Below are 24,663 nucleotides of genomic sequence, written 5' to 3'. Positions count from 1 at the left end.
GCATTCCGCCCGCAATCACGCTCGGGACACATCTTCACATCACCTCAGTGATGGCTCGCCACTCCGCCGTCACCCGCTGTGACCAGCGGGTCGTCCGCCAGGCGCTCCCTGGCCAGCAGCGTGGCCCCGGCCACCGCCCCCGGCATCGCGAGCACCGCGCCCAGCGGAATGAGGAACACCACAAAAGTCGTCGCGCCGAATCCCACGACGAGCGGCCGGTCGGCCCTCATCCGCGCGAACCGCTCCTTGCGGAGGACGCCGCGCCGCTCCAGCGCGATCGAGGTCAGCTCACCCGCGAGGAAGTAGCCGGACACGAGCGCCGCGACCACCGGGACGACCGTCTGCCCCACCACGGGCAGGAACCCGCACGCGAAGAACACGACCGCGAACGCCAGCGCGATCGCCCCGATGACCAGCGTGTCCTTGATCGCCCGCCCGAGCTGGACGAGCAGCGGGACGTCCGGCTCCGGCGGCGCGCCGCCCCGCGACTCCTCCACCCGGACCGCGATGGCCTGGTAGAAGGGGTCGCCGACCAGCAGCGTCACCGCGGTGAACGTGATCATCGCCAGGAACAGGGCGGACCCGTAGATCGCGACGCCTGCGACGACCCGGGCGGACGTGCGGGCCGCGTCCGCCCAGCCGTCGGCGAAGCCCGTCGTCCACGCGGCGAGATCGTCGATCTGGAACGCCAGGAAGACCAGCGCCGCCGCGTACACGGCCAGCACGATCAGCGCGGGGATCAGCCCGAACAGCCACTGCGCCGGGTGCCGCGCCGTCCATCCGATGCCGCGCGCCAGATAGCCGGCGCCGGAGAACAGATCCTTGAGCGCGGACGGTTTCGCAGGCACCGGCGGCGCGTTCCGGGGGTGCGGTGGGTTCACGCACCCAGACCCTATACGGGCAGCCCCACGAGACGGGCGGACCGATCCCAGACCGCCCGCCGCAGTTCCGGGTCCTTCAGCGCGCCCGCGACCGGCAGCAGCCCGGCGCCCGGCGTCGAGCTGTGGAAGCCGCCGGTGCGTCCCTCGTGCCGCTCGTCCAGCGCGAGCCGCAGCACAGGCCGCGCGCCCTGCGCCGGCGTCCGCATGAGCGGGGTGCGCGACAGCAGCGAGCCGATCCGCCCGCCGCCGGGCACGTCCCTGAACAGCCCCGTCGCGACGGCCCCGGGGCAGACGGCGTCGACCGTCACCCCGCTGCCCTCCATCCGCCGCGCGAGCTCCTGCGCGAACAGGATGTTGAGCAGCTTGGACCGCCCGTAGACCCGCATCGACTCCAGCGGCCCGTAGGACCCCGGCTCCGCCAGCCGCTCCACGTCGAACCGGCCGGCCCGCCGGTGCGCCTCCGACGCGACGATCACGACCCGCGACGGCGCGCCCTTCTCCAGCAGCCCCAGCAGCAGGTTCGTCAGCAGGAACGGCCCCAGGTGGTTCGTCGCGATCATGCGGTCGTGGCCGTCCGCGCTGACCTTGGCGCGCAGCAGGTGCACCCCGGCATTGCCGACGAGCACGTCCAGGTGGTCGAACCGCTCCTCCAGCGACGCCGCCACCCGCCGGACGTCCATCTGCACCGAGAGGTCGGCGATGAAGGTCTCGACCTGCGCGCCCGGGACGTCCCGCGCCAGCTCCTCCACCGTCGCGGCCGCGCGCAGCTCGTTCCGGCAGACGATCCCGACCAGGTACCCGGCCCGCGCCAGCCCCCGCGCGACCTCCTTCCCGATCCCGGACGTCCCGCCGGTCACAATCGCGATCCTCCCCATGCCCCCACCGAACCACCCGCGGCGAACCCCCGGCAAGGCGGCCGCCGCCCCTGGCACAGAACTAGAACGGGTTCTAGTATCTGGGCATGAGGTTCACCTACGCCGAGGCCATGACCGACCCGTCGTTCTACGTGCCGCTGGCCAAGGCGGCCGAGGCCGCGGGCTACACGAGCATGTCGATCGCCGACTCGCTCGTGTATCCGAAGGAGTCCGACTCGACCTACCCCTACACCGCGGACGGCAAGAGGGACTTCCTGGAGGACAAGCCCTTCATCGAGACGTTCACCCTCATCGCGGCCCTCGGCGCGGTGACCACGACGCTGCGCTTCACGCCGTTCGTCCTCAAGCTCCCCATCCGGCCGCCCGTGCTGGTCGCGAAGCAGGCCACGTCCATCGCCTGCATGACCGGCGGCAGGCTCGGCCTGGGCGTCGGCCTCAGCCCGTGGCCGGAGGACTTCCAGGTGATGGGCGTCCCGTGGGAGCGGCGCGGCAAGCGGATGGACGAGGCGATCGACATCCTGCGCGGCCTCAGCACCGGCGAGTACTTCGAGTTCCACGGCGAGCACTTCGACATCCCGGCGATCAAGATGGCGCCCGCGCGCCCCTTCCCGATCCTGGTCGGCGGGCACAGCGAGCCGGCGCTGCGCCGCGCCGTCGTCCGCGGGGACGGCTGGATGCACGCCGGCGGCGACGACCTGGACGCCCTCCTGGGCAGGCTGGACGACATCCGCAAGCAGGAGGGGAAGGCCGGCGCCCCCTTCGAGATCCACGTGATCTCGATGGACGCCTACACGCCCGACGGCGTCAAGCGCCTGGCCGACAAGGGCGTCACCGACGTGATCGTCGGGTTCCGGATGCCCTACGCCAAGGGCCCCGACACGCAGCCCCTGGCCAAGAAGATCGAGCACCTCGAACGCTTCGCCGAGACCGTCATCGCGAAGGTGAACCCGTGAAACAAGAACACGTTTCAGACGCCATTTCGTGGCACGCGCCCGACACCGGCCACCCGGCCCGCCGCGCCGCCCGCGCGTCCATGACCGCCGTCGCCGAGGGCCGCAAGCAGGACTGGCTGGACCTCTTCGCCCCCGACGCCCTCATCGAAGACCCCGTGGGCCCGTCCTTCCTGGACCCCTCGGGCAACGGCCACCGAGGCATCGACGGCATCACCGCCTTCTGGGACGACTTCATCTCCACGATCGCCGGCTTCCGCTTCACGATCGCCGACTCGTTCGCCAACGGCGACTGCTGCGCCAACGTCGCCACGATCACGACCACCATGGCCGACGGCTCCACCATGACCATCGACTGCGTCCTCATCTACAAGGTCGACGAGGACGGCCGGATCACCTCCCTGCGAGCGCACTGGGAACCCGACCGCGCCATGGCCACGATCACCAAGCCCTGATCACGACCAGGCGTCGTCCCGGGGCGACAGCAGCGACCGGGCGATCGTCTGCTTCACCCTCCGCACCGCCATCGACTCGCCCACGAACCCCTGCACGGCCTGAAGCAACTGCTGCAGGCCGCCCGCGTAGTCCAGGCACGTCCGGACGATGGCGTACAGGTCGGCGCGCGCCTCCGCCGACCGCGGAACCGCCCCGGCGATCTCCAGCGACAGCGCCGCCACCAGCTGGTCCCGCCCCCGCTCGGCCCGCAGCCGGGGGATCTCCAGCAGGCCGTCCACGACCCGGAACAGCTCGGCCACCGGCACGTCCGCCGGATACGCCTCGCACCCCTCCGCCGCGGGCTCCTTCTCCTCGGGCACCGCGGGAACCCGGCCGGGCCGCGCCCCGGGCACCATGATCCAGGCGTCGTCGCAGGTCTCCTTCACCTTCACCTGGACCTGGTAGTAGTCGCCCGGATCGACGAGCCCCCGGCCGTGCCGCACCACATCCTCGTACACCCGCCGCGACACGATCAGCGCGATCCCGGTCTCGGCCTTGGCGACCGCCTCCTTCAGCGGCGCCGCGTCCAGCAGCCGGAACGCGTGCGTCAGCGCCGTGCTGACGATCCCCCGCCCGTCCGCCTCGGCCTCACCGACGTTGACCGCCACCCGCAGCCGCATCCGCGCGACCTCGCTCGCCGCCTCGTTGTGATGCCGCACCTCCGCCCGCAGCCGGCCGACCACCGCCGTGAGCAGCAGCTCCGTCTTCACGTCCGGCGGCATGACGACCATCACCCCGTCCCCGCGGTCCTCGTGATAGCAGTCGTCCAGCCGCAGCCCGGCCCCCGCCAGGCTCCGGTCGAGCCCCTCGTACATCGACTTCCGCACCCGGACCCGCACCGGATCGCCGCGCGAGGCGTCACTGAACCCGGCGATGTCGCAGACGAGGAACGAGCACATTCCCTCCGGCCGCCATCTCCCCCGCCCCGGGCGCATGGCCTCCATCACAGGCACCTCACCGCCGCTCGCCGCCGATCCCACTCTGCAACCCTCAACCGACCCCGGCAAGGAAAATGCGTCAACCATCACATTCCACCCCGCTTCCACGGCCCAACCCCACCACCGCGCCCCTTCCCGCACCCCGCGCGACCTGCGCGCCTCCGCCCCGTCCATGAGAACCGCCAGGGCTCCCTACCTGAGACTCGTCCGCCAGGAGCAGCACCTCCCGGACCGGATCGACAACGAAATCCAGCTTCGGCCGACCAAGGACAACGGCCCGGCGGGACGCAGCGAAAAAATCGGCGGCGCGTCTTCCGCGGATCGACGTGCGCGCGGACCATGGATCCGTATGATCGTCGCGTCGCGACTAGGCTGATGCCCCTGCCCCGACGAGGGAGCGCGACGCATTTCCGCTATACGGGATAAGAGGGGGAGACGGCCGTGCCGGACACTCATGGCAGCACATCAGAGTCCAGCGATCCCGCAGCTTCCTTCGACTGGACCCCGCCGACCCTCCACGACCTCGCCTCCGCGGAACTGGACGACGAATCGGTGCCGAGTCTCGCCGTAAACCGCGCCGTCGCAGAGCGCACCATCCCGCGGCCGATCCGAGCGGTCTTCGACAACAAGATGACGGTCGACCGCGAAGGACTCCAGATCCGCCGGAAGGCCGCTTCATAAGCGCAGCCGCGACCAACCGAGGACAATGGCCCCGGTAGGGCAGAAGCAGAACAACGGCGCGTTTTCGACGGATCAGCATGCGTGGCCCCGCGTCCTTATGATCGGCGCGTCATCCCAGGAGGTGCGCGTCAGCCGTCAGAGGAACGGCGACGCATTCTCCGATCGCTGAACGAGAAAGGGAGATGACCATGCCGGCCACTCACCACAGCGCAGCAGAATCCATCGACTTCGCGTCCCCCAGCCAGACCCCACTCCCCAACCGCGAGCTGGACATCCTCGAGCGCTCCACAGGGACGGTCCTGACCTCCGCCCTCCGGCGCGCCTACGAGGAGCTCAGCAACCCGCGCCGCGTCCTGGCCGGGTTCGACAACCTCGTCTGATGCCCGAGCCTGAACCTGCCGAATGGCCCCTACAGGGCCTCGACGTTCCCGCACTCAAAGCCGGTGGATGGCAACCCATGCCGTTCGCGGAGTTCGTTCTCAAGATCCACGGCCGCTGCAATCTCGCCTGCGACTATTGCTACGTCTACGAGAGCGCGGACCAGACGTGGCGTACGCGGCCGACCGCGATGGCCCCCGAGGTCCTGGCCGCGACGACCGCAAGGGTCGCGGAGCATGTCAGCGACCATTTGCTCGAAGACGTTTCGATCGTCCTTCACGGAGGCGAGCCGCTGCTGGCCGGAGAGGCCGCCATTGCCGGCGCCGTTGAACAGTTCCGCGCCGCAATGCCGCCGTCGTGCGACGTCGAGGTGAGCATTCAGACGAACGGGGTGCTGCTCACCGACGCGATGCTGGCGATGCTCGACGAGCACGATGTGGGCGTATCGGTCAGCCTCGACGGCGACCGCGACGGCCACGACCGGCACAGGCTCCGCGCCAACGGGCGCGGCAGCCACTCCGACGTCATGCGCGGGCTGAACCGGCTCGCGGGCTCGCACCGGCGGCTGTACCGAGGCCTCCTCTGCACGGTGGACCTCGACAATGATCCGATCCGAACGTACGAAGCACTTTTGGAAACCGGTCCGCCCCGCATCGACTTCCTGCTCCCTCACGGAACCTGGAGCGCCCCGCCGCCCCGGCGCCCTGTGGAGGGAGGCGGCACACCCTACGCCGAGTGGCTCATCACGGTGTTCGACCGCTGGTACCACACTCCGCGCAAGGAAACCGGCGTACGGATGTTCGAGGAGATCATGAATGTCCTGCTCGGTGGGCAGAGCCAGAGCGAGAACGTCGGGCTGTCGCCGGTGGCCATGCTCGTCGTCGACACTGACGGGACGCTCCAGCAGGTCGATTCGCTGAAGACCTCTTACGCGGGGGCGCCCGAGACAGGTCTCAACGTCTTCGACCACAGCTTCGACGAGGCGCTGTGGCATCCGGGTGTGGTCGCGCGGCAGATCGGCCGAGCGGCGCTGGCGCCCACCTGCGAGACGTGCGGGGTGCGCGACATCTGCGGCGGCGGCGCGTACGCGCACCGCTACCGGGAGGGCAGCGGCTATCTCAACCCGTCCGTGTACTGCCCGGACCTGATGAAACTGATCGAACACATCGGACGGACCCTCCAGCGCGATCTTGCCCGCGCTCAGCCCACGAGAAGCAACTGATCCGTCCGGACCACCGATCCCTAAAGGGCCGTGGGCTCGATGTCGCATTCCAGCATCTCGCCCCGTTCGACGGCGAGCACCTCCGGATGCTCCCGGCCGAGCATGCGCGCCAGCGAGGCCAGGGCCTGGGCCGTGTCGGGCGCATCGTCTTCCATGGCAGTGCGCACACGTCCCAGATTGAGAGTGACGGCGAGCGAGTAGGGATGCCGCTCGCCGAGCAAGCCGATCATCTTGACCCGCGCCTCGGTGAGAAGCCGGACCGCTGCCTCCATCTCGCCGAGCAGGTAGTAGTCGTGAGCCAGCCCCACAGCGGCGCACAGCGCGTAGTAGTGGTCCGGTCCGAGGACCCCGGCTTCGAGGGCGGAGAGCGCGGCCTGGTCGGACTCCTGCGCCGCGTAGGCGTCTGCCAGCCGCCGCAGTACGACCGCCCTGTTGATCGCACAGACGTGTACGAAGGGATGACCATCCCCCATCACCTGGCGATAGCAGTCCAGCGCGTCGTCGATGAGGGGCAGGGCCTCGCCGGGCCGCCCGAGCGCGCTGGTGGCGAGTGCCAGGCTGACCTTGCTGGCCAGCGTATTCGGATGGTATTCGCCGAACCGGCGGACATGCGCGGCGAACGTTTCGGTGGCCAGGCGATGCGCCTCTTCCATGCGTCCCAGCTTCCGCAAGGTGCCGGCGTGGCTCATCTTCGCCTGCAGAACGAGCGAATGCCCAGGACCGAGGACGGGCCGCAGATTGGCCAGGCTCTCGGCCTGCAGATCGTAGGCCCGGTCGTACTGGCCCAGCGCGTGCAGATCTCGGGCGAGGTGATGAGTGGCGCGGAACCGCTGCCGGTAGGACTGCTCCGGGCTTCGCCAGACCTCCATGTCGATGTCGTAGGCCTCCTGGAACCTACCCAAGATGCGCAGGTCGACCGCAAGATTGGCAGCAGCCAGCCGCGCATCGGCCGAACCCCTCCCGCGCAGTTGGCGCATGCGGCGCCAGGCGTCCATATCGACCTCGTAGGCCCGGCGGAAGTCGCCGAGGAAGCGCAGGTCGGCACTGAATCCCGCCGCCGCAAAAAGGGCCTGAAGGTGATCGACGCCGAACTTCGTGCGCGTCCGCGTGAGATTCTCCTCGCTGAGCTTGGCTGCCGATCTGCTGTCGCCCAGGCCCCGCAATGCGTTCGCCAGTACACGTGAAATGTCCAGGACCGCGTCGTCGTCGGGTCCATACCGTTCCAGCCAGCGGTCCAGTGCGATCACCGCCAGCCTCCGGCTGCCCTCGAAATCCCCGGACTGGTACAGGTACTTCGCCTGGTCGACGCCGACATCCCGGATGTCGGAACCGTCAGCGTCGAATACCCCGGATGGGACGACGTGGGGGGTGATCTCGGATCTGAGTTCCCAGGTCGACTCCTCCTCCGGCTCTCCTACAGGAGTGGCGGCGGCGAGGATCGCGTGCACATGTGCCTGGACCCGATGGCGCCCGTCCTCGCCGAGACGGTCGTTGAGGATGGCGCGGACGAGGCGGTGGATCTGGAGCGTCTCCGCCTCCTCATCGAAGCGGGCAAGAGAGAACCGGGCGATCGCGCGCATCGTTTCCCGCAGCCCTGTCTCCTCGGCCAGCAGCTCCGCGAGTTGGGCGGGGAGCGCGGCCGACGCACCCGCCCCCAGCAGCCTGCAGGACACCGGCTCGGGACCGAAGACGGCCCACAGCTCCAGCAGCGCCCAGGCGACGGGGTCCTCGTCCTGAAGCAGATCGAGGTTCAGGCTCACACCCGCCGCCAGCGATTCCGGGAAATCGTCACCGGACGAGTCCGCCGAGGCGATGTCGGTCAGACGCCGGTCGAAGAGTCGCAGATAGTCCTCGACGGTCCCGTCGGTGACGGCCTGCCATGCCGCCGCCTGGTGGACCGCCAAAGGAAGATCGCCTACGCGCTCCGAGAGCATGTCGGCCTCGGTCTCCGACAGGCGCGGCACCACGCGCCGGAGCAGGGCGATGCTCTCCGGCCGTTCGAAGACCCCCACGTCCACCGCGGACGCGTGGCGCTCCCAACCGCGGTCGCGCGAGGTCACCAGGACGTGGCGGTGCGGCCCGAGGTCCCGCCCCGGTCCGTCGAGCGCCTGCGGAGTCAGCGGGACGAGCTGATCCGGGTCCTGTGCGTTGTCGTAGATCAGCAGCCAGCGACCATAGGGCCGCCCGGCGCGCAGCGCACGCAGGACGCCGTCGACGACCTCCTTGATGTCGTCGCTCATCGGCAGGCCGAGCTCGCGGGCCAACTGCGCCAGCGCCGCGCGTGCCGACGTCTCCTGCTCGGCCGGAATCCACCACACCAGGTCATAGTCGTCGGCATGGCGGTAGGCGTACTCGAGCGCGAGGTTGGACTTGCCTTCTCCACCCATGCCGAACTCCGAATGCGGCAAGAGCGCGGCCATGCCGCCCTGCAAGGCCGTCCGAAGCTCGGTGAGCAGCCGGTCGCGTCCGATGAAGTCGGGATTGCGGCCCGGCAGCCACCTGCGCGGTACCGGCGCGGGCTCCGCAGTCGGCGCCACGGAGGACGGAAGCACGGCGTCGGCACCGTCGAAGTCTTCGCCGGCAACCGTGTCGGGGACGGAGGCGGCACCGCTCGTCAGCTGTTTCGCCATCTGCCGGTACGGCCCGCCGAGCCCCGCCAGTGCCTGCGCCGCCACCTGCGCGAACGGCAGGTCGGGCGGCAGCTGCGCCTCTCCTCGCCGCGCCGCGGCGAGGAAGGCGGGGAAGTCCAGCGATGAGCCGAGCCGGTCGCGGACGACATCCCACACCGCGCGCAGCACCTGAAACACCTCGCGGCGGCGCAGGCCCTGCAGCAGGATTTCCCGGACGCCGTCATGGAATTCGTAGGCGATCTCCTCCGCACGCCCGTCGGACGGGCGTTCGACCATCCGCAGCAGACCGCTCAGGAACACCTCGGCCAGGTCGGCCGAAGCCGAGGTGGGAAGCATCGCCTGCTGGACCAGGCGCATGACGGGCAGCCGCAACGGTGCGGCCGCGAGGAAGGTCGCGAGCTTGAACGCCGCCGGCGACGACGATGCCCGGAACTGCTTGACCCGCATTTCGGCGGAGAGCGCGTCCGTTTCGGCGGGCGGCGGAGACACCGCCGGGCGGCCGGTGAACAGCGCGGCCCCCATGACGTTCCGGCCGCCGCGGGCGACCATGCCCGCCCACGACCGCAGCCAGCGGTCGCTCAGCTCGACAACCGGAATCGCGATGCCCAGCGGGCGGTCGTCGGGAAGCCGCATCGCCGCCCGCGTCACCGTGAGCCGTTCGTTGGCCGCCGCCGGACCGGACGCGCCGAACCGCACGGGTTCGATCGCGGCGGCGGTCCGCCACCACAGCCGCTGCGGCAGCGGCTGGACGATCGCGACGGTGCCGGCGCGGCCCCACCGGTCGAGCAGCGCGGCGGCCCGGCCGTCCTGCCAGGCCGCGCCGATGCAGTCGCTGACGACCAGGACGAGGCGCCGGCGCGTCGGGTCGATCAGCTCGTCAGGATCGCGCTCGGCGCCGACGCCGGACGCCGAGCCGGTGCGCAGGGACAGCCGTCGGGTATCCGTGTCCAGGTACCACGTCCGCACGTCGCGGAACGCGCCGAGCTGCTGCAGCAGCAGTTCCAGCTCATCGACCGTCTGCCGCCACACGACCATCGACGGGCCGACATCCGCGACGAGGGCCAATTCGTACCGTCGCTCCTGCGCCGGCACCATGACGGTTTCCAGCACCCCGGTCTCGGCGATGCGCTGCGCGGTCGCGGTCTCGTTCAGGTGCCTGCGCGTCACCGACGGCACCGTCGTCCGCAGCGGGCGAAGCGCGCGGACGAGCGACAAAGGCCGCGAGATGGCCGGCATGGCGGGCATGCGGACGGGAAACGCGGTGGCCGGGACGTTCTGCCCGGTCAGGTAGATGCCCGCCTCCACCGTCCGCGGCGGCGCCGGGTCGCGTTCCGGCGCAGGCGAGGACTCCGGCGGCGGGGCCGGCGGCGGTGCTGGACCGGGAGACCCGCCCTCGGCCGGTTCCCGGGAGCCGCCCGCCGCCGAGTGTGTCGGGCCCTCGTGCTTCCGGAACCAGTCGGCGAGCCAGAGCGCGTCCGCGACCTCCTCCGCCGTGGGCTGCGGGTCGAGCGCCTGGAGGGCCTCGACGAGCCGCCCGATCATCCCGCGCCGGGCCTCTCGATGGGCCGGAGCACGGTTTCGAGGATCTCCTGCAGCTTCGTCTCGGGCGGTCTGCTCCCGGACGTCGCGAGGTAGACGGCGTTGAGGAGCTGGTCGGTGGCGAGGGCTCCGTCGGCGCGGCGGGCGAGGAACTGCTCGATCAGCTCGTCGCTCACGGAGCGGGCGTCCGGGCCGAGATGCGCCTCGATGATCTCGGCGAGCCTGTCCCGGTCCGGCGGCTCGATCACCAGCCGGACGCACCGGCGCAGGAACGCGGGCGGGAACTCACGCTCCCCGTTGCTGGTGATGATGACGATGGGGAAGTTCTCGCACCGCACCTCGCCGCGGTCGATCGGCACGCGCGGGCCGCCGTCGTGGGTCATCACGTGGATGCGCGACTGCTCCTCGGGCAGCCGCTGCAGCTCCACGATGTCGAACCGGCCCTCTTCGAAGACGTTCAGCAGGTCGTTCGGCAAGTCGATGTTGCTCTTGTCCAGCTCGTCGATGAGGAGAACGCGGGGCAGGTCGCCGGGCAGCAGCGCCGTGCCGAGCGGGCCGAGCCGGATGTAGCGCCCGATGTCGGGCGGCTCCGCCGGCTCCGCCCGGCCGCCCGCGCCGTGCAGGCTGGTCTCGTGCAGCCGGCCGATGGCGTCGTAGTCGTAGAGCCCGTCCTGCAGCGTCGTGTTGCTCGTGATCGACCAGTACAGGACTGAGCCGAGCCCCAGTTCGTAGGCGACGTTGTAGGCCAGGGTGGATTTGCCCGATCCCGGCTTGCCCATCACCAACAGCGGCCGTCTCAGCAGAATCGCCGCGTTGACCCTGTCGACGACAGACTCGTCCGGCCGGTAGGAGATCGCCTGCTGCAATTGCCTCTGCAGGCGCCCGTCACCGGAGTCCACGGAGCTGAACCGGCGCCACGGTGGGGGCGGCGGGAGTTGCCGCACCCGGTCGTGCGGGCTGCTGTCGCCCCGGTAGATGCGCCAGTCGCCATTGAGGCCACCGGTCTCTGGTTCTGTCGTCATGGGCGCCTTCCGGAGGGATGGTGCTAGGCGGGTGGGCGGAGCCGCACGTACGGCTCGGGAATGCGGTCGGCATCGTCGAACACGAGGGTCAGATTCAGTCCGAGATGGCCGGGGCCGGAGCCGTCGGGGCCGCCCGACAGCGCCTGCCGGCGAAGTTCCATCGTCCGCCGCGGCAGCTTCATCACGTCCGCCGCCAGCAGACCCTTGACCTCCCTGGCGAACTGGGCGGGGTCGCGGCCGTCCCGGCACCACGCGACGACGGGGATGCCGGCGACCAGGCCCACCCAGTGCTCGTCCGGCTCGTCCTCCGCTCGGGCCCATGGCGGGAAGGCCAGCGCGAGGACGGCCGCGGACGCCCCGGACAGCCTGGAGAACAGCTCCTCTCTGTCGTATTCGCCGGGACGGGTCAGCAGGCAGACCGGCGCGTCGTCCGAGTGCCCGCACAGCCAGCCCCACTTGTGCCGCCAGTCGTGGTGGAGCTCGGCGAAGCGCATCCGGTCGAGGCTGCGCACGACCACGGGGTAACGGATGCCGATGCGATGCTCCAACCCGGCGATATTGATCTTGAACTGCTCGACCGGATGGTCCAGCAGAGCGCGGGGCAGCAGGAACTCGATCGTCAGATCGGGGCTGGGCCGGCCGACCACGGAGCTCTCCGAGGTGAGCAGCCGCTCCAATAACTCCGGTATTCGGCTGAGCGGCAGCGCCTCATCCCCGCACTCAAGCGTGCTGCCGGGCTCGCGGCCCACCTGGAGCCACGCGGTGACGAGATACCGATCTTCCTCCAGCGCGTCCGGCATGCACTCGATGATCAAGTAGTTCTCTGACGGCTCGGGTTCGGCCCGCATCAACTCGGGCGTCCGGCCTCGCTGGAGGACCGCACCGTTGAGACCCTGCGCCGCCACCTGCCGGCGCACCCAGTCCCGGAACGCCGGCGCGGTCGGATACCCCGCGGACTCGGCGAGATCGCTCACGAACAGCAGCAGCGGCGGGACGCCGTCGCGACCCGCGGGCATCTCCTCCAGGAGGGCGACGACCTCATGGAGGTCGCGCATGTCCCGGTCGAGCCGCGGCCAGGCGGGCCCGATCACCCGCCGGTAGAACACCGGGAACCTGCCGAGATGCGAGAGGCCCGGCTCCGTCCGTTCCAAGGATGTGATCAGCTCGTGGAGTTCGCGCCGCTCGACCCGGTCGAGCCAAGGCTCCGGAAGCAGCTCGGCGACGAGGTCGCCGAGCGCCCGCACCGGCAGGCTGTTGGGGTAGAAGGTCTTCAGGATCCGCACGAGGGCGTGCGCCGCTCCCGGATACGTGAGCAGGGCGTTGACCAGCGCCCACACGTCGAGCATTTCCTTGTCGTGGTGCACATAGGGCAGGCGGTGCCCAAGGTCGCGCTCCAGCGCCTCCACGTGGACGGCCCGCTCCCGCTGGACGCTCATCGCGTCGACGCGCAGGATCGCCTCGACGAGCCGATGCTGATCCTCAACGTTCAGCGACGTGATCAAACGCTCCGCCTCCGCCCCGCCGCGCATACGACGGATGGTCGCCTGCCGACCGCTCAGTGGCCTCACGAACCGAGCGACACACTACGACGCACGAACCGTCGCGCACTGCGTCCTGAGACACACTTCCGACAGCATCTCGCGGCCCGCCCGCGGGCGGCCACCCCGCTGCCGAAGCCGGTCAGCGATGCCCGGCCGGCGCCGATGAGTTCACCAGAGCACCGCCCCGGCTCTCCGCGTCCGCGAGCGGCGCAGGGTCCGCGTCCCTGGGGGACCAGGCGACCGTCGCGCACCGTCCGAGGAAGTCCGGCAGAACCTGGAAGTGGAGGACGATGAGCACCACGGGGATCGCGCCGAACATCCCGCTGACGAAGAGCGCGGTTCCATGGACGTCGAGCAAGCGGATGATCCAGCCACCGCTGAAGGCCCCCAGCGCCACCGCGCCGACACTCAGGAAACGAGTGATGCCGATGACCCTGCCGAACTGCCCGTTGGGAAAGAACTCGGCCTGGTGAGCCCTGAGCGCCACGTTGATGTAAACGCCGACCACACTGCCCAATCCCCACATCACCAATCCCAGCACCGGATTCTGCGGAAGGGTGGCCGCCGCGGCCAGGGGAATCCAGATGAGTGCGCAAAAGAATATCGACCTGACGGAGGGTCTTTTATCGCGAAGCAGCCTGGGCGACAGGGCCGCACCGGCGACGCCTCCGAGGCCCGAGCAAGAAAGCATCAAGCCGACCAGGTAGCTGGGCATACCCTGGCGTTCGGCCAAAAAGATCTGTAGGAGCACGACGACTTGAAAAAGGAAGTTCGCCAGGACGCAGACCGCCAGCACCGCGCGGGAGAAGCGATCGTGGACGACCTGGCCGAGTATGTCTCTGAACATCGGCACATACGCCTCGGAGTCGGCGGCTCCCGCGTCTTCAGCCGGCGGCTGCTCCGCTCCGGCCGGGGAGGCCGGAGCACCGGGCGGAAAGTCGCGGCCCGCGACCCTCGCCCCGCGCAGGCGGTGGTACGCGGCTGCCACGAGCGCGCGGAGTCTTCGTCGTCTCGGCGGCCCGGTGAACAGCAGGCCGAAGATCGGGAACAGCGAGGTGCACGCCGCCACGACCCAGGGGGCCAGCGCGCTGACCGCGAGCAACGCGCCGCCTAAGGGGCGGCCGAGGACCATCGACGCGTTGAGCTTGGCTTCATTGCTTCCGATCGCGGCCTTCAGCGACCTCGCCGGCACGAGGTTCGGAACGGTGGCGATCTCGGCCACTTCGTAGAAGACCATGCAGGAGGCGTCGACCAACGCCATGATGATCAGGATGGCGGCCCAGTCGCACCACGCCAGGGACAGGCAGGTGACGACCGCGAAGACCACCCGCACCGTCTGGCTCCACCACATCACCCGGCGGCGGTCGAACCTGTCGACCAGCAGCCCCGCCGGCACCTGGAGCAGGAGTTCCGGCAACGCACTCGCGGCGGTGACGCATCCCGCCACGACCGGGGATCCGGTGAGGGAGAGGGCGAGCAGCGGACCGGCGGCCGCCACGGTCATCGAGCCGAGCTGCGAGACCGCCGATGCGCCGGAAATAATAGCAAAATCCCGGCGCCGCACCAGCACCTTCCACAATGACCGCCGGGGCGGGCGGTCAGGTCCGATGTGGAGGGTCGATGGAGCAGTGGGCACCGATTGCACTCCCTAGCGCGCGCAAATCCGGCGCTCCTATGGTCATCAAACAGACACCGGACCCCATATACCTGAAAAGGGTCCAAACCAGACAACATGCGCCTCGATATCATGCTATCTAGCCGAGACTTATATCATCTTCTCGGGATAGCCATGTTTTCTTCAGGAAGAAGGCCCCAGAATGGCGGCCTTCGGTACGATCGCCTGGGCCTTCGATTGTTCTGCGCCCATTGCGATAGGTGACTGGCCAGTAGCGGGACGCGGTCGCCTGCGGCGGCGTGTCCCCGTCGTGAGTGACCTACGAAATCCGCTGTTCGGCGGTTCACCACAACGGATCAACCGATCCCGGTCATGGCGCGCTTGGCGCTGAGCGCCTCGCGGTTCCTGCTGTCACGGCCGAGGACGTCCTCGAACACCGCACGGGCCGCGCGCATCCGCCCGCAGTCCAGCAGCGCCTTCCCGAGGGCGGTCTGGACCGACAGTTCCTGCGGGAGCCTGCTCACCGCGGCCTGCAGGTACCGCACCGCCGCACTCGGGTCGCTCGCCAGCAGGACGCGGCCGATTCCGGCCAGGCGCCAGCCGACCGCGGCGTTGTCCGGGACGGCCTCCAGGATGGTCGCCGCCTCGCGGTAGTGCCCGAGAGCCGCCTCGGCGTCCTCTCGCTCGCAGGCGACGTCGCCGAGGAACGTCAGCGCGTCGGCGAGCAGCCGGAGCTCGCCCTCGCCGCAGGCCCTGGTGACCGCCTCGGCGTGCCGCCGGGCGAGTTCGAGATCACCGGCGGACAGCGCCAGCCGGGCCTGCCGCAGGCGCACCGAGGGCCCCGGCCGGTGGATGGGGACCGCTGCCTCGCCGAGGTCGCGGATCGGCTCGATCAGCCTGGGATGCTGCAATTCGAAGCACCGCTCCTCGCCGCGGAGCCTGGCGCGGATGAGGTGGTAGTCCTGAGCCGCGTCGACGACCGCCCTGGGCACGTCCTCGCACAGGCGGTGCTCCGGAATGCCGGCACGTCCCTGCGGCCCGCCGAACGCGGAACGAAACCACGAGAGCACGGTAGAGGCCGGGACGCTGTGATCGGCGGCGATCATCGTGAGGGTGTGCGCGCAGAAATCCGCCAGCACACGGTTGACCTCCGCACGCAGGCGCTCCGCCGGGATATCGGCGTCGCCGGGCAGGTCCCCCCAGAGGTGCGCGCACACCAGTTGCAGCAGCGCGGGGCTCAGCCGCGCCGTTCGCTGGACACGGCTCGCCATCCGTACCGTCCGGAGTTCCCGCACCAGCGCGTGCGCGACGGCTTCTCCGGAACCCCGGGCACGCTTGAGCGGTTCCGTGACGGCCGCACGCGCCGCCTCTGGGCCGAACTGCTCGAGGGAACAGAGCTCGGGCTGCGCATGGCCGAGCAAGCCCGCAAGCTCCACGGCCTCGCCGACCGCGTCCTCACGCACGACGAGCAGCAGATGCAGGTCGGGTATCTCCTTCATGGCCGCCGCGAGCTCCTCCAGGAAGCGGAGGCGCTGGTCTTCGTGCCGTCCGGACGTGCGCAGCAGCGCCTCCGCCCCGTCGATGGCTCCGAGCACCGGAAGCCTGCGACCGGACCGGTCGCTCTGCCGGTGCCTCCGCAGGAAGGCGCCCACCGTCAATTCGGAGATGGTGACCGGTGATGCGCGGGGGTACCACGAGGAGAGCACGGCGAGCCGGAAGGCGTTGTGCTCCGACAGCGCCGCCACGGGGAAGGCCGGCCGGTGCGCGACGCTCGCCACTGGCAGCACATGGGCGCCCTCGACCCTCATCTGCGAGATGACGCCGGCGCACAACAGTGAGGTCTTGCCGACGCCGGCTCCGCCGTGAAGCACGGAGAGCCGGCTCTGCCGCCACATCCCGGCGACCCGGACCTGCTCGCATTCCCTGCCGTGGAAGAGCCCCGCATCCTGCTCGCCGAACGCACCCTCGCCCACGAAGGGACGCTGTCCGTCCGGAGGAGCTAGCGCGGTCATCTTTCCGCCCCCATGAGCGGGTATCCGCTGGAGATCTTCTACGGCATCGGGTCACGAGGCCCAAGTCCCAAGAGACTAACCCATCGTGGCTTCCCAGTGGCGCCGATCCCAAACGGCCGCCGAACCGATCACATCGGAGCGGTGGTCATCACCCGGAGCCGATCAGCCGCGCGAATCCCTGCCGGACGCCGGCCCATGTGGCGGTGGAACCTGTTGTCGAATCCAGCGGACGCATTCGGCCCGTCGAGTTCGTCGTTCACCCAGTCAAGGCGCGGATCGCGGCGTGAACTGGACGCGGCGGCCAGTCGTTCCCTCGGGAGCTTGAAGGGACGAGTGGCATCACTGGTGGTCTGCGGCATCAACGTCTCCTCTGCGCCGGCGATGCGGAATGCGTCGACATGACGTCCTCGGCCACAACGGCGGGGCCGACCACTGACATGATCTCAGGAATTCGCTGCGGACGCCAGGGGCCCGAAATGGTGCGCAAACGCTATGCGGACAACAAGAAACAATGATAACGGAGATCCGAAAACACGTATCCGATCAGCGTGTCACATGACACAGTATGGAACGATCAGCTTCATTACACTATCTTCGTTGAAAAGAATTCCTTGACCACGTCGTAATGCACTGTGCCCCGGCGGGCATCGGCATGGCGCAGGGGGATCGAGTGCACAGTTCACAGACGGACCCATCGCCCAAGATTCCTCAGGTCTGGGGGAAGGTCCCTCCCCGGAACAAGAACTTCACCGGCCGCACGGATCTGCTCGCACGACTGCACGACGGCCTCGGTGGCCGGGTCACGGCGGTGCTGCCGCACGCCTTGCACGGCCTCGGCGGCGTGGGAAAGACGCAGATGGCGGTGGAGTACGCCCACCGGTACCAATCCGACTACGACCTCGTCTGGTGGATCCCGGCCGACCAGGCCGTCCTCGTGCGGTCGTCCCTCGCCAGTCTGGCGCCGCACCTCGGGCTGCCGTCCGCCTCGGTGAGCGGTGTCGAGGACGCCGCCAACGCGGTGCTCGAGGCGCTGCGCCGGGGAGAGCCCTACACCAACTGGCTGTTGATCTTCGACAACGCGGACGAGCCGGAGCAACTGACGGACATCCTCCCCCAAGGGCCCGGGCACGTCCTGATCACGTCGCGCAACCACCGCTGGGCGGGCGTCGTCGATGCCCTTCCGATCGACGTCTTCACCCGCAAGGAGAGCGTGGAATTCCTCATCAGACGAGTACCGAGGGGCATCTCCCCGGAGGACGCGGACCGGCTCGCCGAGGAACTCGGCGACCTTCCGCTCGCCCTGGAACAGGCGGGTGCGCTCCACACCGAGACCGGCATCTCGGTATCGGAGTACCTGCGGCTCCTGACGGAGCGTACGAGTCAGTTGCTCTCCCAGGGAAAGCCGAGCGAGTACCCCGCATCGATGACGGCCGCCTGGGCGCTGTCGGTCGCCAGCCTGGAGGAGAAGCTCCCCGAAGCGCTGGACCTGCTGCGCTACTGCGCGTTCTTCGGCCCGGAACCGATTCCACGAGACGCTTTCAGCAAGGTCGTCCCCGGTCTGAGCCCGCAGCTCTCCGCACTCATCGCGGACCCGATCAGGCTGGGCCGTGCCATCGGTGAACTCGGACGCTTCGCACTTGCCAGGCTGGACATCCCCGCTCGGACGTTGCAGGTACACCGCCTGATCCAGGCTCTCGTCCGCGACGAGCTGCCGGAAGCGGAACAGGAGCGGCTCCGCCACGGGGTCCATCTGCTCCTGGCCGGCTATACCCCGTCCGAGCCGGCCGATGCGAAGAATTGGGACACCTACCTGAACGCTCTCGGGCATTTCGGGCCAGCTGGAGTGGCGCAATGCCAAGCCCCGGAGGTCCGCGCACTCGCGCTCAACATGGTTCGTTATCTGTACGCGTCGGCCGACTATGTTTCGGCCCAGAGCTTCGTTGAGTCGTTCATCGAAGAGTGGAGCGCCACTTCCGGCAGTGACCACGAGGACGTCCTGAGCCTGCGAGTGCAATTGGGCAACCTTCTGCGCGAGCTCGGCCAGTACGATGAGGCGGCCGAGCACAACGTCGAAACGCTCAGCGCCGCGGAGAAGGCACTCGGCCCCGACCACGACACGACGCTGCGTGCTCTACGCGGACGAGCCGCGGACCTCAGAGCGAGCGGTGACTTCCTGCAGGCCCACGAGATGGACGAAGAGGCGCTGCGCCGCTTCGAGTCGAAGTTCGGAGAACAGGACTGGAACACCTGGCGCGCCGTCAACAGCCTGGCACTCGACTACGGTCTCCGGAGCGACTACCTGAACGCCCGGACACTCCTCGAAACAGTGATCCGCGGAGTGCGCGCAGAGAGCGATCCATCCGCTGACCCGGCGTCATACCTGAACATCTACACCGGGATGGCGAGAGCGGTACGGCTCGGTGGGGACTATGCCGAAGCCTGCGACATCGGCGAGGACGCCTACGCCTACGGCATCGAGCAACTGGGTCCCGACCACGCATGGACATTGCGGGCCGGCAAGGATCTATCCATCGCCTGGCGAAGGGCCGGCGACTACAACCGCGCCCTCGAACTCGCCGAGGAAGTCCATCAGCGCTACGTGAGAATCTTCGGGCTGGACCATCCCGACACGCTGGCGGCAGCGATCTGCCTGGCGAACATCCGGCGGACGATGGGCCAGTTCCAAGAGGCACTGGTGCTCGCGGAAGACACCGTCCGCCGCTATCCGCGCATTTACTCGACCGGGCATCCCTACAATCACGCCTGCGCGGGGAATCTGGCCGTCCTACGGCGGGTCACCGGCGACGCCGGGGTCGCAAGAAAGATCAACGAGGAGGCGCTCGCGGCCCTGGAGCAGAAGCTGGGGCGCGACCACCACTACTCCCTCACGGTCGCCGTGAACCTGACCAGCGACCTGGCCGCCATCGGGGAGACGGAAGCGGCGTACCGGCTCGGCTCGGGCAGCCATCGGCGGCTCCGCGAACTCCTGGGCGAGGAGCACCCGATGACCCTGACGGCCGCCGCGAACAATGTCGCGAGCCTGCGCGACCTCGGAAGGGACGACGAAGCCGAAGAGCTGTTCTCCGCCACCAAGGAGGGCTACCGCCGCACTCTCACCCTCGACCACCCGGACGCACAGGTCTTCCTGGAGGGACGCCGGCTGGACGCCGACTTCGACCCGCCGCCGATCTAGACCCGGCCCGCCGCGCCCACGGGCTCGGCGGCCAGTTCGCGGCCGATCACGTCCCGGATGTGGCTGATCAGTTTGAACAGGTCACGGCAGTAGACCGAGGGATTGCGGAACCCGGTGCCCGACCGGTACCGGTGCGGGTAGAGACCGCCTCCGCAGACCTCGTGCGCCGGGCAGGCCAGGCACTGCTCCGACAGCGCCCGCCGACCGATCTGCCGCGCCGCGACCGACGGCAGCGACAGGACGGCGTCGAACGGGTCGCGGGAAACGTGCAGCCGCGTACCCGCGGCCCCTTCATAGGCGGACTTCAGCGAGTCGACCTGCTCGATCTCGCCATTGGTCTCGACGACGGCCACGGCCACCGGGGACAACCCGACTGCCTCGCTCGCCGACATCCGGCCGAACAACAACCGGATGATCTCGCTGAACAACCGGATCCGCACCTCCGCGGCCTCCCCGCCGTACCAGCGGTCGAAGATGGCGATGAGCCAGTCCCCGTAGGGCGTCGACTCGTCCGGCGGACGTCCCGGCGGGGGCGTGTCCCAGTTCCCGTGCGGCAGCAGGAAGTCCATGCCGGGCGGCCCGAAGGACAGCAGCGACTCGTAGGTGGCGATCGGGTCGTTGCGCAGTTCGACCGTGCTCAGCAGGCCGCCGAACAGATGCCGGTACCGCGGCCGGGTGAGGCTCTCAAGCCCGTCCCGCACCGCACGGTAGCTGCCGCGGCCGTCGGCGCGGCGCCGGTGCCGGTCATGCCCCTCTTCGTCACCGTCCACGCTCACGCCCACCGAGACGTCGTACTCGGCGAAGAGATCGAGGAACAGCTCATCGAGCAGGACGCCGTTGGTCTGCACACTGAAGCCGACGCGCACATCCGGCTCGCAAGCAGCCAACAGGACTTCGATCGCATGTCGCAGATGCTCCACACCGGCGAGCAGCGGCTCCCCGCCGTGCAGGACGACCTCGACCTTCGATAACAGGTTCGTCCGGGCATGCTCGGCGATGCGCTGCGCCGTCCATTCGAGGACCTGCCGCGACATCCGCCGCGGCTGCCGCCGCCATCCCTGGTCGGCCATCTCGTACATGTAGCAGTAGTCGCACGCCAGGTTGCAGCGGCTGTGCACCTTGAGGATGAAGTCGCGGATCGGCGTGGGCCGCCACCCGCTTTCCAGGAGACCGCGCACGTCCAAGCCGCTGGGCCACTCCGTGCCGGGTTCGCCGCTGCGGACGCCCACCTGCCGGCCTCCCGCTGAGATCAACGACCCGGAGCCATTCCGTACTGATATGTCTGGTTTGCAAGATCGCTAAACATGATCGGCCGTACGGGCCCACCGCTCGTGGTCCCGCCACACCCCGTCGATCTTGATGAACTGCGGCGAGAACCCCTCCTTGCGGAACCCGAGCCGCCGGACAAGCTTGACGGACGCGACGTTCTCCGGCTGGATGTCCGCCTCCACCCGGTGCAGCCCCAGTTCCTCGAAGGCGTACGCGACCGCGAGCCCGACCCCTTCGCTCATGTATCCCCGCCCCGCGTAGGGCAGGAAGGCCGCATACCCGATCATGCCGCGCTGGTAGCACCCGCGGACGATCCCGTTGATGTTGACGGTCCCGACGAGATCTCCGCCCTCGCGCAGGCAGATGACCATCCCCACCGCGGAGACCTGGTCGAACCGCGCCAGATAGTCCGCGAAGTGCGCCGACGACTCGGGCAGCTTGACCCACGGCCGGTGGAACACGGCGCTGGCGCGCGCCAGTTCGATGAACCGCGCCTCGTCGTCCGGCCGGACCTGCCGGACCGCCACGCGGGTGCCCACCCCCAACACGCTCACCCGCGAAATCTAGCGCCTATCCGACCCCGGCCAGCACGCCCACCGCCGAGAGCACCGCGACCAGCTGTCCCGGACGTGGACCCGGCATACGGGTTCCGGTGTCTGCTGTGGCCTCGCCGCGTTGTTGCCGCAGGGTGGGCGATGGGCTCAGCCGGGAGAAGGCGGGGGCGGAGTCCCTGCGTCGGGGGCTAGGGGCGCCTTTCGGATGGCATAACAAAACGACGTGTGCTCGGCGGTCGCCGAACACACGTCGTCCAGAGTGGAGGTGGCGGGAATCGAACCCGCGTCCTTCGGTGATGAGTCAGGGCTTCTCCGGGTGCAGCCTGCTTGGCGTTTTCTCAGCCCCGGCGCTCACGCAGGCGTGTCGCCGACGGGCTCAGTCGCTGTTGGGTTTCCCTACCGGCCCCGCGACCGGGTCGGTAGGTGGAGTCTCCTTACGATGCCAGGTCCCGGGCCGGAGACGCTCCCGGGCTGACAGAGTTCGCTCCTCGCTCAGGCGGCGAGGGCGAACTCGGACTGCTTCTTGTTGGCAGTTATTTGTTTGCTGTCACAGGATTTACGAGGTCACGACAGCAACCCTCGACCCGCTTCCCCTGGCTCGAACGACCGAAGTCGAAGCCGGTCACCCCCATGTTCAGTTGTCAAAGCGGGCGTCCGAGGACGTCCGCACGATGACGTTACTAGGGTAACGCGCCCGCGGGCAACGTTAATCCCCGCAGACGACCGTGAGCCCCGGTGGGCGCGGTGCCCACCGGGGTCGACCGGCAGGGTCGGGCCGGTCCGGACGGCAGAGCCTCCCCCGAGACGAGGCTCTGGTCTCATCACGGCGACTGAGTCCGCAACCCCCCAAGCGGTGTCTCAGTCACCCGTAATGACGTCCGGGGGCGGGCGGATGGTTGCGTCCGGCGTGTAAAGAGATTCTCAAATCAGGAGTGGCCGGTCAGGAACTTGGCGGCGAGCTTGGCGGTGTTGACGCGGCCTTCGACGGCGATGGCGAAGGCGCGGTCGCCGGCGGAGCCGACGAACCAGGAGACGGTCTTGTTGTCGCCGCCGCGCACGTAGGTGGCGAGGGCGGCGACGCCGACGACGTCGCCGGAGACGCGGGCGGACTTCGCGTTGCCGCGGGTCGCGGTGCGGTTCAGGACGCGCTTCAGGCTGGCGATCGACTCCGACTGCAGGGACTGCGGCGCCGGCGCCTGGACGGTCTTCGTGATGTCCTGGTCCTTGAGGACGTACGGGGGCTTCCAGGTGCCGTTCTGCGCGGCGGCGGCCACGAGGGCCATGGCGAGGGGGCTCACCTCGACGCCGCTCTCGCCGACCATCGTGGCGGCCTTCTCGCCGTCGTTGGCGGGGGTGGGCACGGAACCGGTGAACGCGGGGACGATGAGGCCCCAGTCCTTGCCGATGCCGAACTGGGCGGCCTCCCGGACGAGGGCCTGCGCGTCGAGCTTGCCGCTGAGCTGCGCGAGGGACGTCTTGCACGACGCGGCGAACGCGTTGGCGAGGGAGCCCTCGCCGCCCGCCCGGTTCGCGAACGTCTTGCCGCCGACGGTGACGGTGCCCGGGCAGGTGGTCTTGGTGCCGTCGTCCAGGCCGGCCTGGGAGAACAGGGCCTCCGCGGACACGATCCCGAACGTCAGGCCGGGCGGGTAGTGGCCCTCGAAGGCGCGGTTCTCGCCGTTCGTCCCGTGGTTGGACACGGCGAGGACCTCGCCGGTGCTCGGCCGCACCACCACCATGGACGCCGGGTACGGCAGCGCCCGGAGCGTGAAGTCGGCGCGGGCCTGGTAGGCGGGGTCGAGGGTGGTCTGGACGCCCTTCGGCTCCTGGCCCGGCCAGGAGCGCAGCTCCTCGGTGTTCTTGCCCGTCTCGTCCTGCGCGACGACGCGGACGGTGGGGGTTCCGGCGAGGCGGCGCTGCTGCAGCAGCTGGATGCCGCTGACTCCGATCGTGTCGCCCGGCTGGTACGGGGCGCCGACCTGCTGGAGCCGGTCGGCGGTGGCGGGGCCGAGTTCGCCGATGAGCTCCGGCGCGTAGGCGGGCGCGATCGGCGCCCGGATCTGGCGGAGCTGCAGGCCCGGGATGGCGTTGAGCCGCCGGACGAGCGCGTTGTGCGCGGGCACCTGGAGGGTCAGCAGGGGCAGGAAGTCCTGCGGCGGGGCGGACCGGACGCGGCCGAGGAGGCGTTCGGCGTCGAGGCGGCGCCCGCCGTCCATCTTGGTCTGCTTGGCGAGCTGCTCCAGCGTCTTCTGCGGGTCGGCGAGCTGGCCGGGGTACACGCCGACGTTGTAGGCGCCGACCTCGCGCAGCACGGGGCGGCCCCGCGTGTCGGTGATGGGGGCGCGCTTCGGCACCTCGGTCACCACGGCGAGCCGCTGCCCCGGCTTCAGCTTGGTGTTGATGATGGACGGGCTCCAGACGACCTTCCACTCGCCGCCGACGCGCCGCAGATGCATGAGGCCGGGGTACTCCCACGGCTGGCCGTTCTCACCGAGGTCGATCTTGACGGTGAAGCGCGCGTCGGCCTCGTCGCCCTTCTTGACGATCTGGTCGACGTCGCTGCCCTCCACCTCGGTGCCGAGGGCCAGCCGCAGCGACGCCGCGTCGAGCTGCTGGCGGACGCGGGCGAGGGCGTCGGCGACCTCCTCCTTGTCGGCGCCGGTCGTGCGCGCGGCGGCCGCCTCGTAGTTGCCGACCTGCCAGGCGATCAGGAAGTCGCGGACGGCCGGCATCGCGGACGGCTCGGCGAGGGCGCCCGGCATCATGCTCGCGCCGACGGCGCCGCAGGCGATCAGGGCGCCGCCCGCGACGGCGATCGCCCGCCGGGGGATCCTGGGCGGTCCGCCCCGCCGGCCTCGGTTCTTCATC

18 protein-coding genes and 1 other RNA gene are annotated in these 24,663 nt (G+C 69.6%); 6 read left to right on the top strand and 13 right to left on the bottom strand.

The window, feature by feature from the left end:
• Positions 1 to 44: 44 nt before the first annotated feature.
• Both ABTW95_RS00270 and ABTW95_RS00265 read right to left on the bottom strand, forming a co-directional pair.
• On the bottom strand, positions 45 to 881 hold the full coding sequence (locus tag ABTW95_RS00270) for an EI24 domain-containing protein (RefSeq protein ID WP_500223326.1): 837 nt from the start codon (positions 879 to 881) through the stop codon (positions 45 to 47).
• An 11-nt stretch (positions 882 to 892) separates the two neighbouring features.
• A complete protein-coding gene (locus tag ABTW95_RS00265) occupies positions 893 to 1,756 on the bottom strand; it encodes an SDR family NAD(P)-dependent oxidoreductase (protein WP_500223324.1) in 864 nt (287 codons plus the stop codon).
• An 86-nt stretch (positions 1,757 to 1,842) separates the two neighbouring features.
• On the opposite strand from ABTW95_RS00265, the gene ABTW95_RS00260 reads away from it, so the two are divergent.
• The gene (locus tag ABTW95_RS00260) at positions 1,843 to 2,709 is read left to right on the top strand and encodes a TIGR03619 family F420-dependent LLM class oxidoreductase (protein ID WP_500223320.1); all 867 of its coding nucleotides are present in this window, start codon (positions 1,843 to 1,845) and stop codon (positions 2,707 to 2,709) included.
• On the top strand, positions 2,706 to 3,161 hold the full coding sequence (locus ABTW95_RS00255) for a nuclear transport factor 2 family protein (protein ID WP_500223318.1): 456 nt from the start codon (positions 2,706 to 2,708) through the stop codon (positions 3,159 to 3,161). Before ABTW95_RS00260 ends, ABTW95_RS00255 begins: the two co-directional genes overlap by 4 nt.
• On the opposite strand, the gene ABTW95_RS00250 is transcribed toward ABTW95_RS00255, so the two are convergent.
• Positions 3,162 to 4,145: an effector-associated domain 2-containing protein gene (locus ABTW95_RS00250; protein WP_500223316.1), complete on the bottom strand. Its 984-nt coding sequence runs from the start codon at positions 4,143 to 4,145 to the stop codon at positions 3,162 to 3,164.
• Between the two features lie 435 nt (positions 4,146 to 4,580).
• Here ABTW95_RS00250 and ABTW95_RS00245 point away from each other — a divergent pair, with 435 nt between their 5' ends.
• The 3 genes from ABTW95_RS00245 (at position 4,581) to ABTW95_RS00235 (ending at position 6,420) form a co-directional block, all read left to right on the top strand.
• On the top strand, positions 4,581 to 4,820 hold the full coding sequence (locus tag ABTW95_RS00245; protein ID WP_396449812.1) for a hypothetical protein: 240 nt from the start codon (positions 4,581 to 4,583) through the stop codon (positions 4,818 to 4,820).
• Between the two features lie 188 nt (positions 4,821 to 5,008).
• Positions 5,009 to 5,200: a hypothetical protein gene (locus ABTW95_RS00240; RefSeq protein ID WP_396449813.1), complete on the top strand. Its 192-nt coding sequence runs from the start codon at positions 5,009 to 5,011 to the stop codon at positions 5,198 to 5,200.
• A complete protein-coding gene (locus ABTW95_RS00235) occupies positions 5,200 to 6,420 on the top strand; it encodes an FxsB family cyclophane-forming radical SAM/SPASM peptide maturase (protein ID WP_500223313.1) in 1,221 nt (406 codons plus the stop codon). The genes ABTW95_RS00240 and ABTW95_RS00235 overlap by 1 nt, the downstream gene beginning before the upstream one ends.
• Before the next feature lie 20 nt (positions 6,421 to 6,440).
• Here the strand turns inward: ABTW95_RS00235 and fxsT (ABTW95_RS00230) are convergent, their stop codons facing one another.
• The 6 genes from fxsT (ABTW95_RS00230) to ABTW95_RS00205 form a co-directional block, all read right to left on the bottom strand.
• Entirely contained in the window at positions 6,441 to 10,592 is a 4,152-nt protein-coding gene (fxsT, locus tag ABTW95_RS00230; protein WP_500223311.1) for an FxSxx-COOH system tetratricopeptide repeat protein, read from the bottom strand.
• Entirely contained in the window at positions 10,589 to 11,611 is a 1,023-nt protein-coding gene (locus ABTW95_RS00225; RefSeq protein ID WP_396449816.1) for an AAA family ATPase, read from the bottom strand. Before ABTW95_RS00225 ends, fxsT (ABTW95_RS00230) begins: the two co-directional genes overlap by 4 nt.
• Positions 11,612 to 11,634: 23 nt before the next feature.
• Complete coding sequence (locus ABTW95_RS00220; RefSeq protein WP_500223309.1) at positions 11,635 to 13,140, bottom strand: VMAP-C domain-containing protein; 1,506 nt, start codon at positions 13,138 to 13,140, stop codon at positions 11,635 to 11,637.
• 151 nt (positions 13,141 to 13,291) lie between these two features.
• Positions 13,292 to 14,722: an MFS transporter gene (locus ABTW95_RS00215; protein ID WP_500223307.1), complete on the bottom strand. Its 1,431-nt coding sequence runs from the start codon at positions 14,720 to 14,722 to the stop codon at positions 13,292 to 13,294.
• A 401-nt stretch (positions 14,723 to 15,123) separates the two neighbouring features.
• The gene (locus ABTW95_RS00210; RefSeq protein WP_500223305.1) at positions 15,124 to 16,740 is read right to left on the bottom strand and encodes a tetratricopeptide repeat protein; all 1,617 of its coding nucleotides are present in this window, start codon (positions 16,738 to 16,740) and stop codon (positions 15,124 to 15,126) included.
• Between the two features lie 167 nt (positions 16,741 to 16,907).
• The gene (locus tag ABTW95_RS00205; RefSeq protein WP_396455179.1) at positions 16,908 to 17,138 is read right to left on the bottom strand and encodes a hypothetical protein; all 231 of its coding nucleotides are present in this window, start codon (positions 17,136 to 17,138) and stop codon (positions 16,908 to 16,910) included.
• Between the two features lie 311 nt (positions 17,139 to 17,449).
• Here ABTW95_RS00205 and fxsT (ABTW95_RS00200) point away from each other — a divergent pair, with 311 nt between their 5' ends.
• Positions 17,450 to 19,972 (top strand): FxSxx-COOH system tetratricopeptide repeat protein, encoded by a 2,523-nt coding sequence (gene fxsT / locus ABTW95_RS00200; RefSeq protein WP_500223304.1) that lies wholly within the window; start codon positions 17,450 to 17,452, stop codon positions 19,970 to 19,972.
• Here the strand turns inward: fxsT (ABTW95_RS00200) and ABTW95_RS00195 are convergent.
• The 4 genes from ABTW95_RS00195 to ABTW95_RS00180 form a co-directional block, all read right to left on the bottom strand.
• Positions 19,969 to 21,201: an FxsB family cyclophane-forming radical SAM/SPASM peptide maturase gene (locus tag ABTW95_RS00195; RefSeq protein WP_396448883.1), complete on the bottom strand. Its 1,233-nt coding sequence runs from the start codon at positions 21,199 to 21,201 to the stop codon at positions 19,969 to 19,971. The two genes, fxsT (ABTW95_RS00200) and ABTW95_RS00195, sit on opposite strands and share 4 nt — an antisense overlap.
• Positions 21,202 to 21,270: 69 nt before the next feature.
• Entirely contained in the window at positions 21,271 to 21,795 is a 525-nt protein-coding gene (locus ABTW95_RS00190; RefSeq protein WP_396448882.1) for a GNAT family N-acetyltransferase, read from the bottom strand.
• A gap of 257 nt (positions 21,796 to 22,052) precedes the next feature.
• Positions 22,053 to 22,425: a transfer-messenger RNA gene (ssrA, locus tag ABTW95_RS00185) on the bottom strand.
• A 296-nt stretch (positions 22,426 to 22,721) separates the two neighbouring features.
• The gene (locus ABTW95_RS00180; RefSeq protein WP_500223302.1) at positions 22,722 to 24,662 is read right to left on the bottom strand and encodes a penicillin-binding transpeptidase domain-containing protein; all 1,941 of its coding nucleotides are present in this window, start codon (positions 24,660 to 24,662) and stop codon (positions 22,722 to 22,724) included.
• Position 24,663 lies beyond the last annotated feature (1 nt).

It is taken from the genome of Spirillospora sp. NPDC127506, from assembly GCF_040302145.1.
Lineage (GTDB): Bacteria > Actinomycetota > Actinomycetes > Streptosporangiales > Streptosporangiaceae > Spirillospora.
Note: the sequence above shows the minus strand (reverse complement) of the source record. Positions and strands in the feature narration are given on the sequence as shown.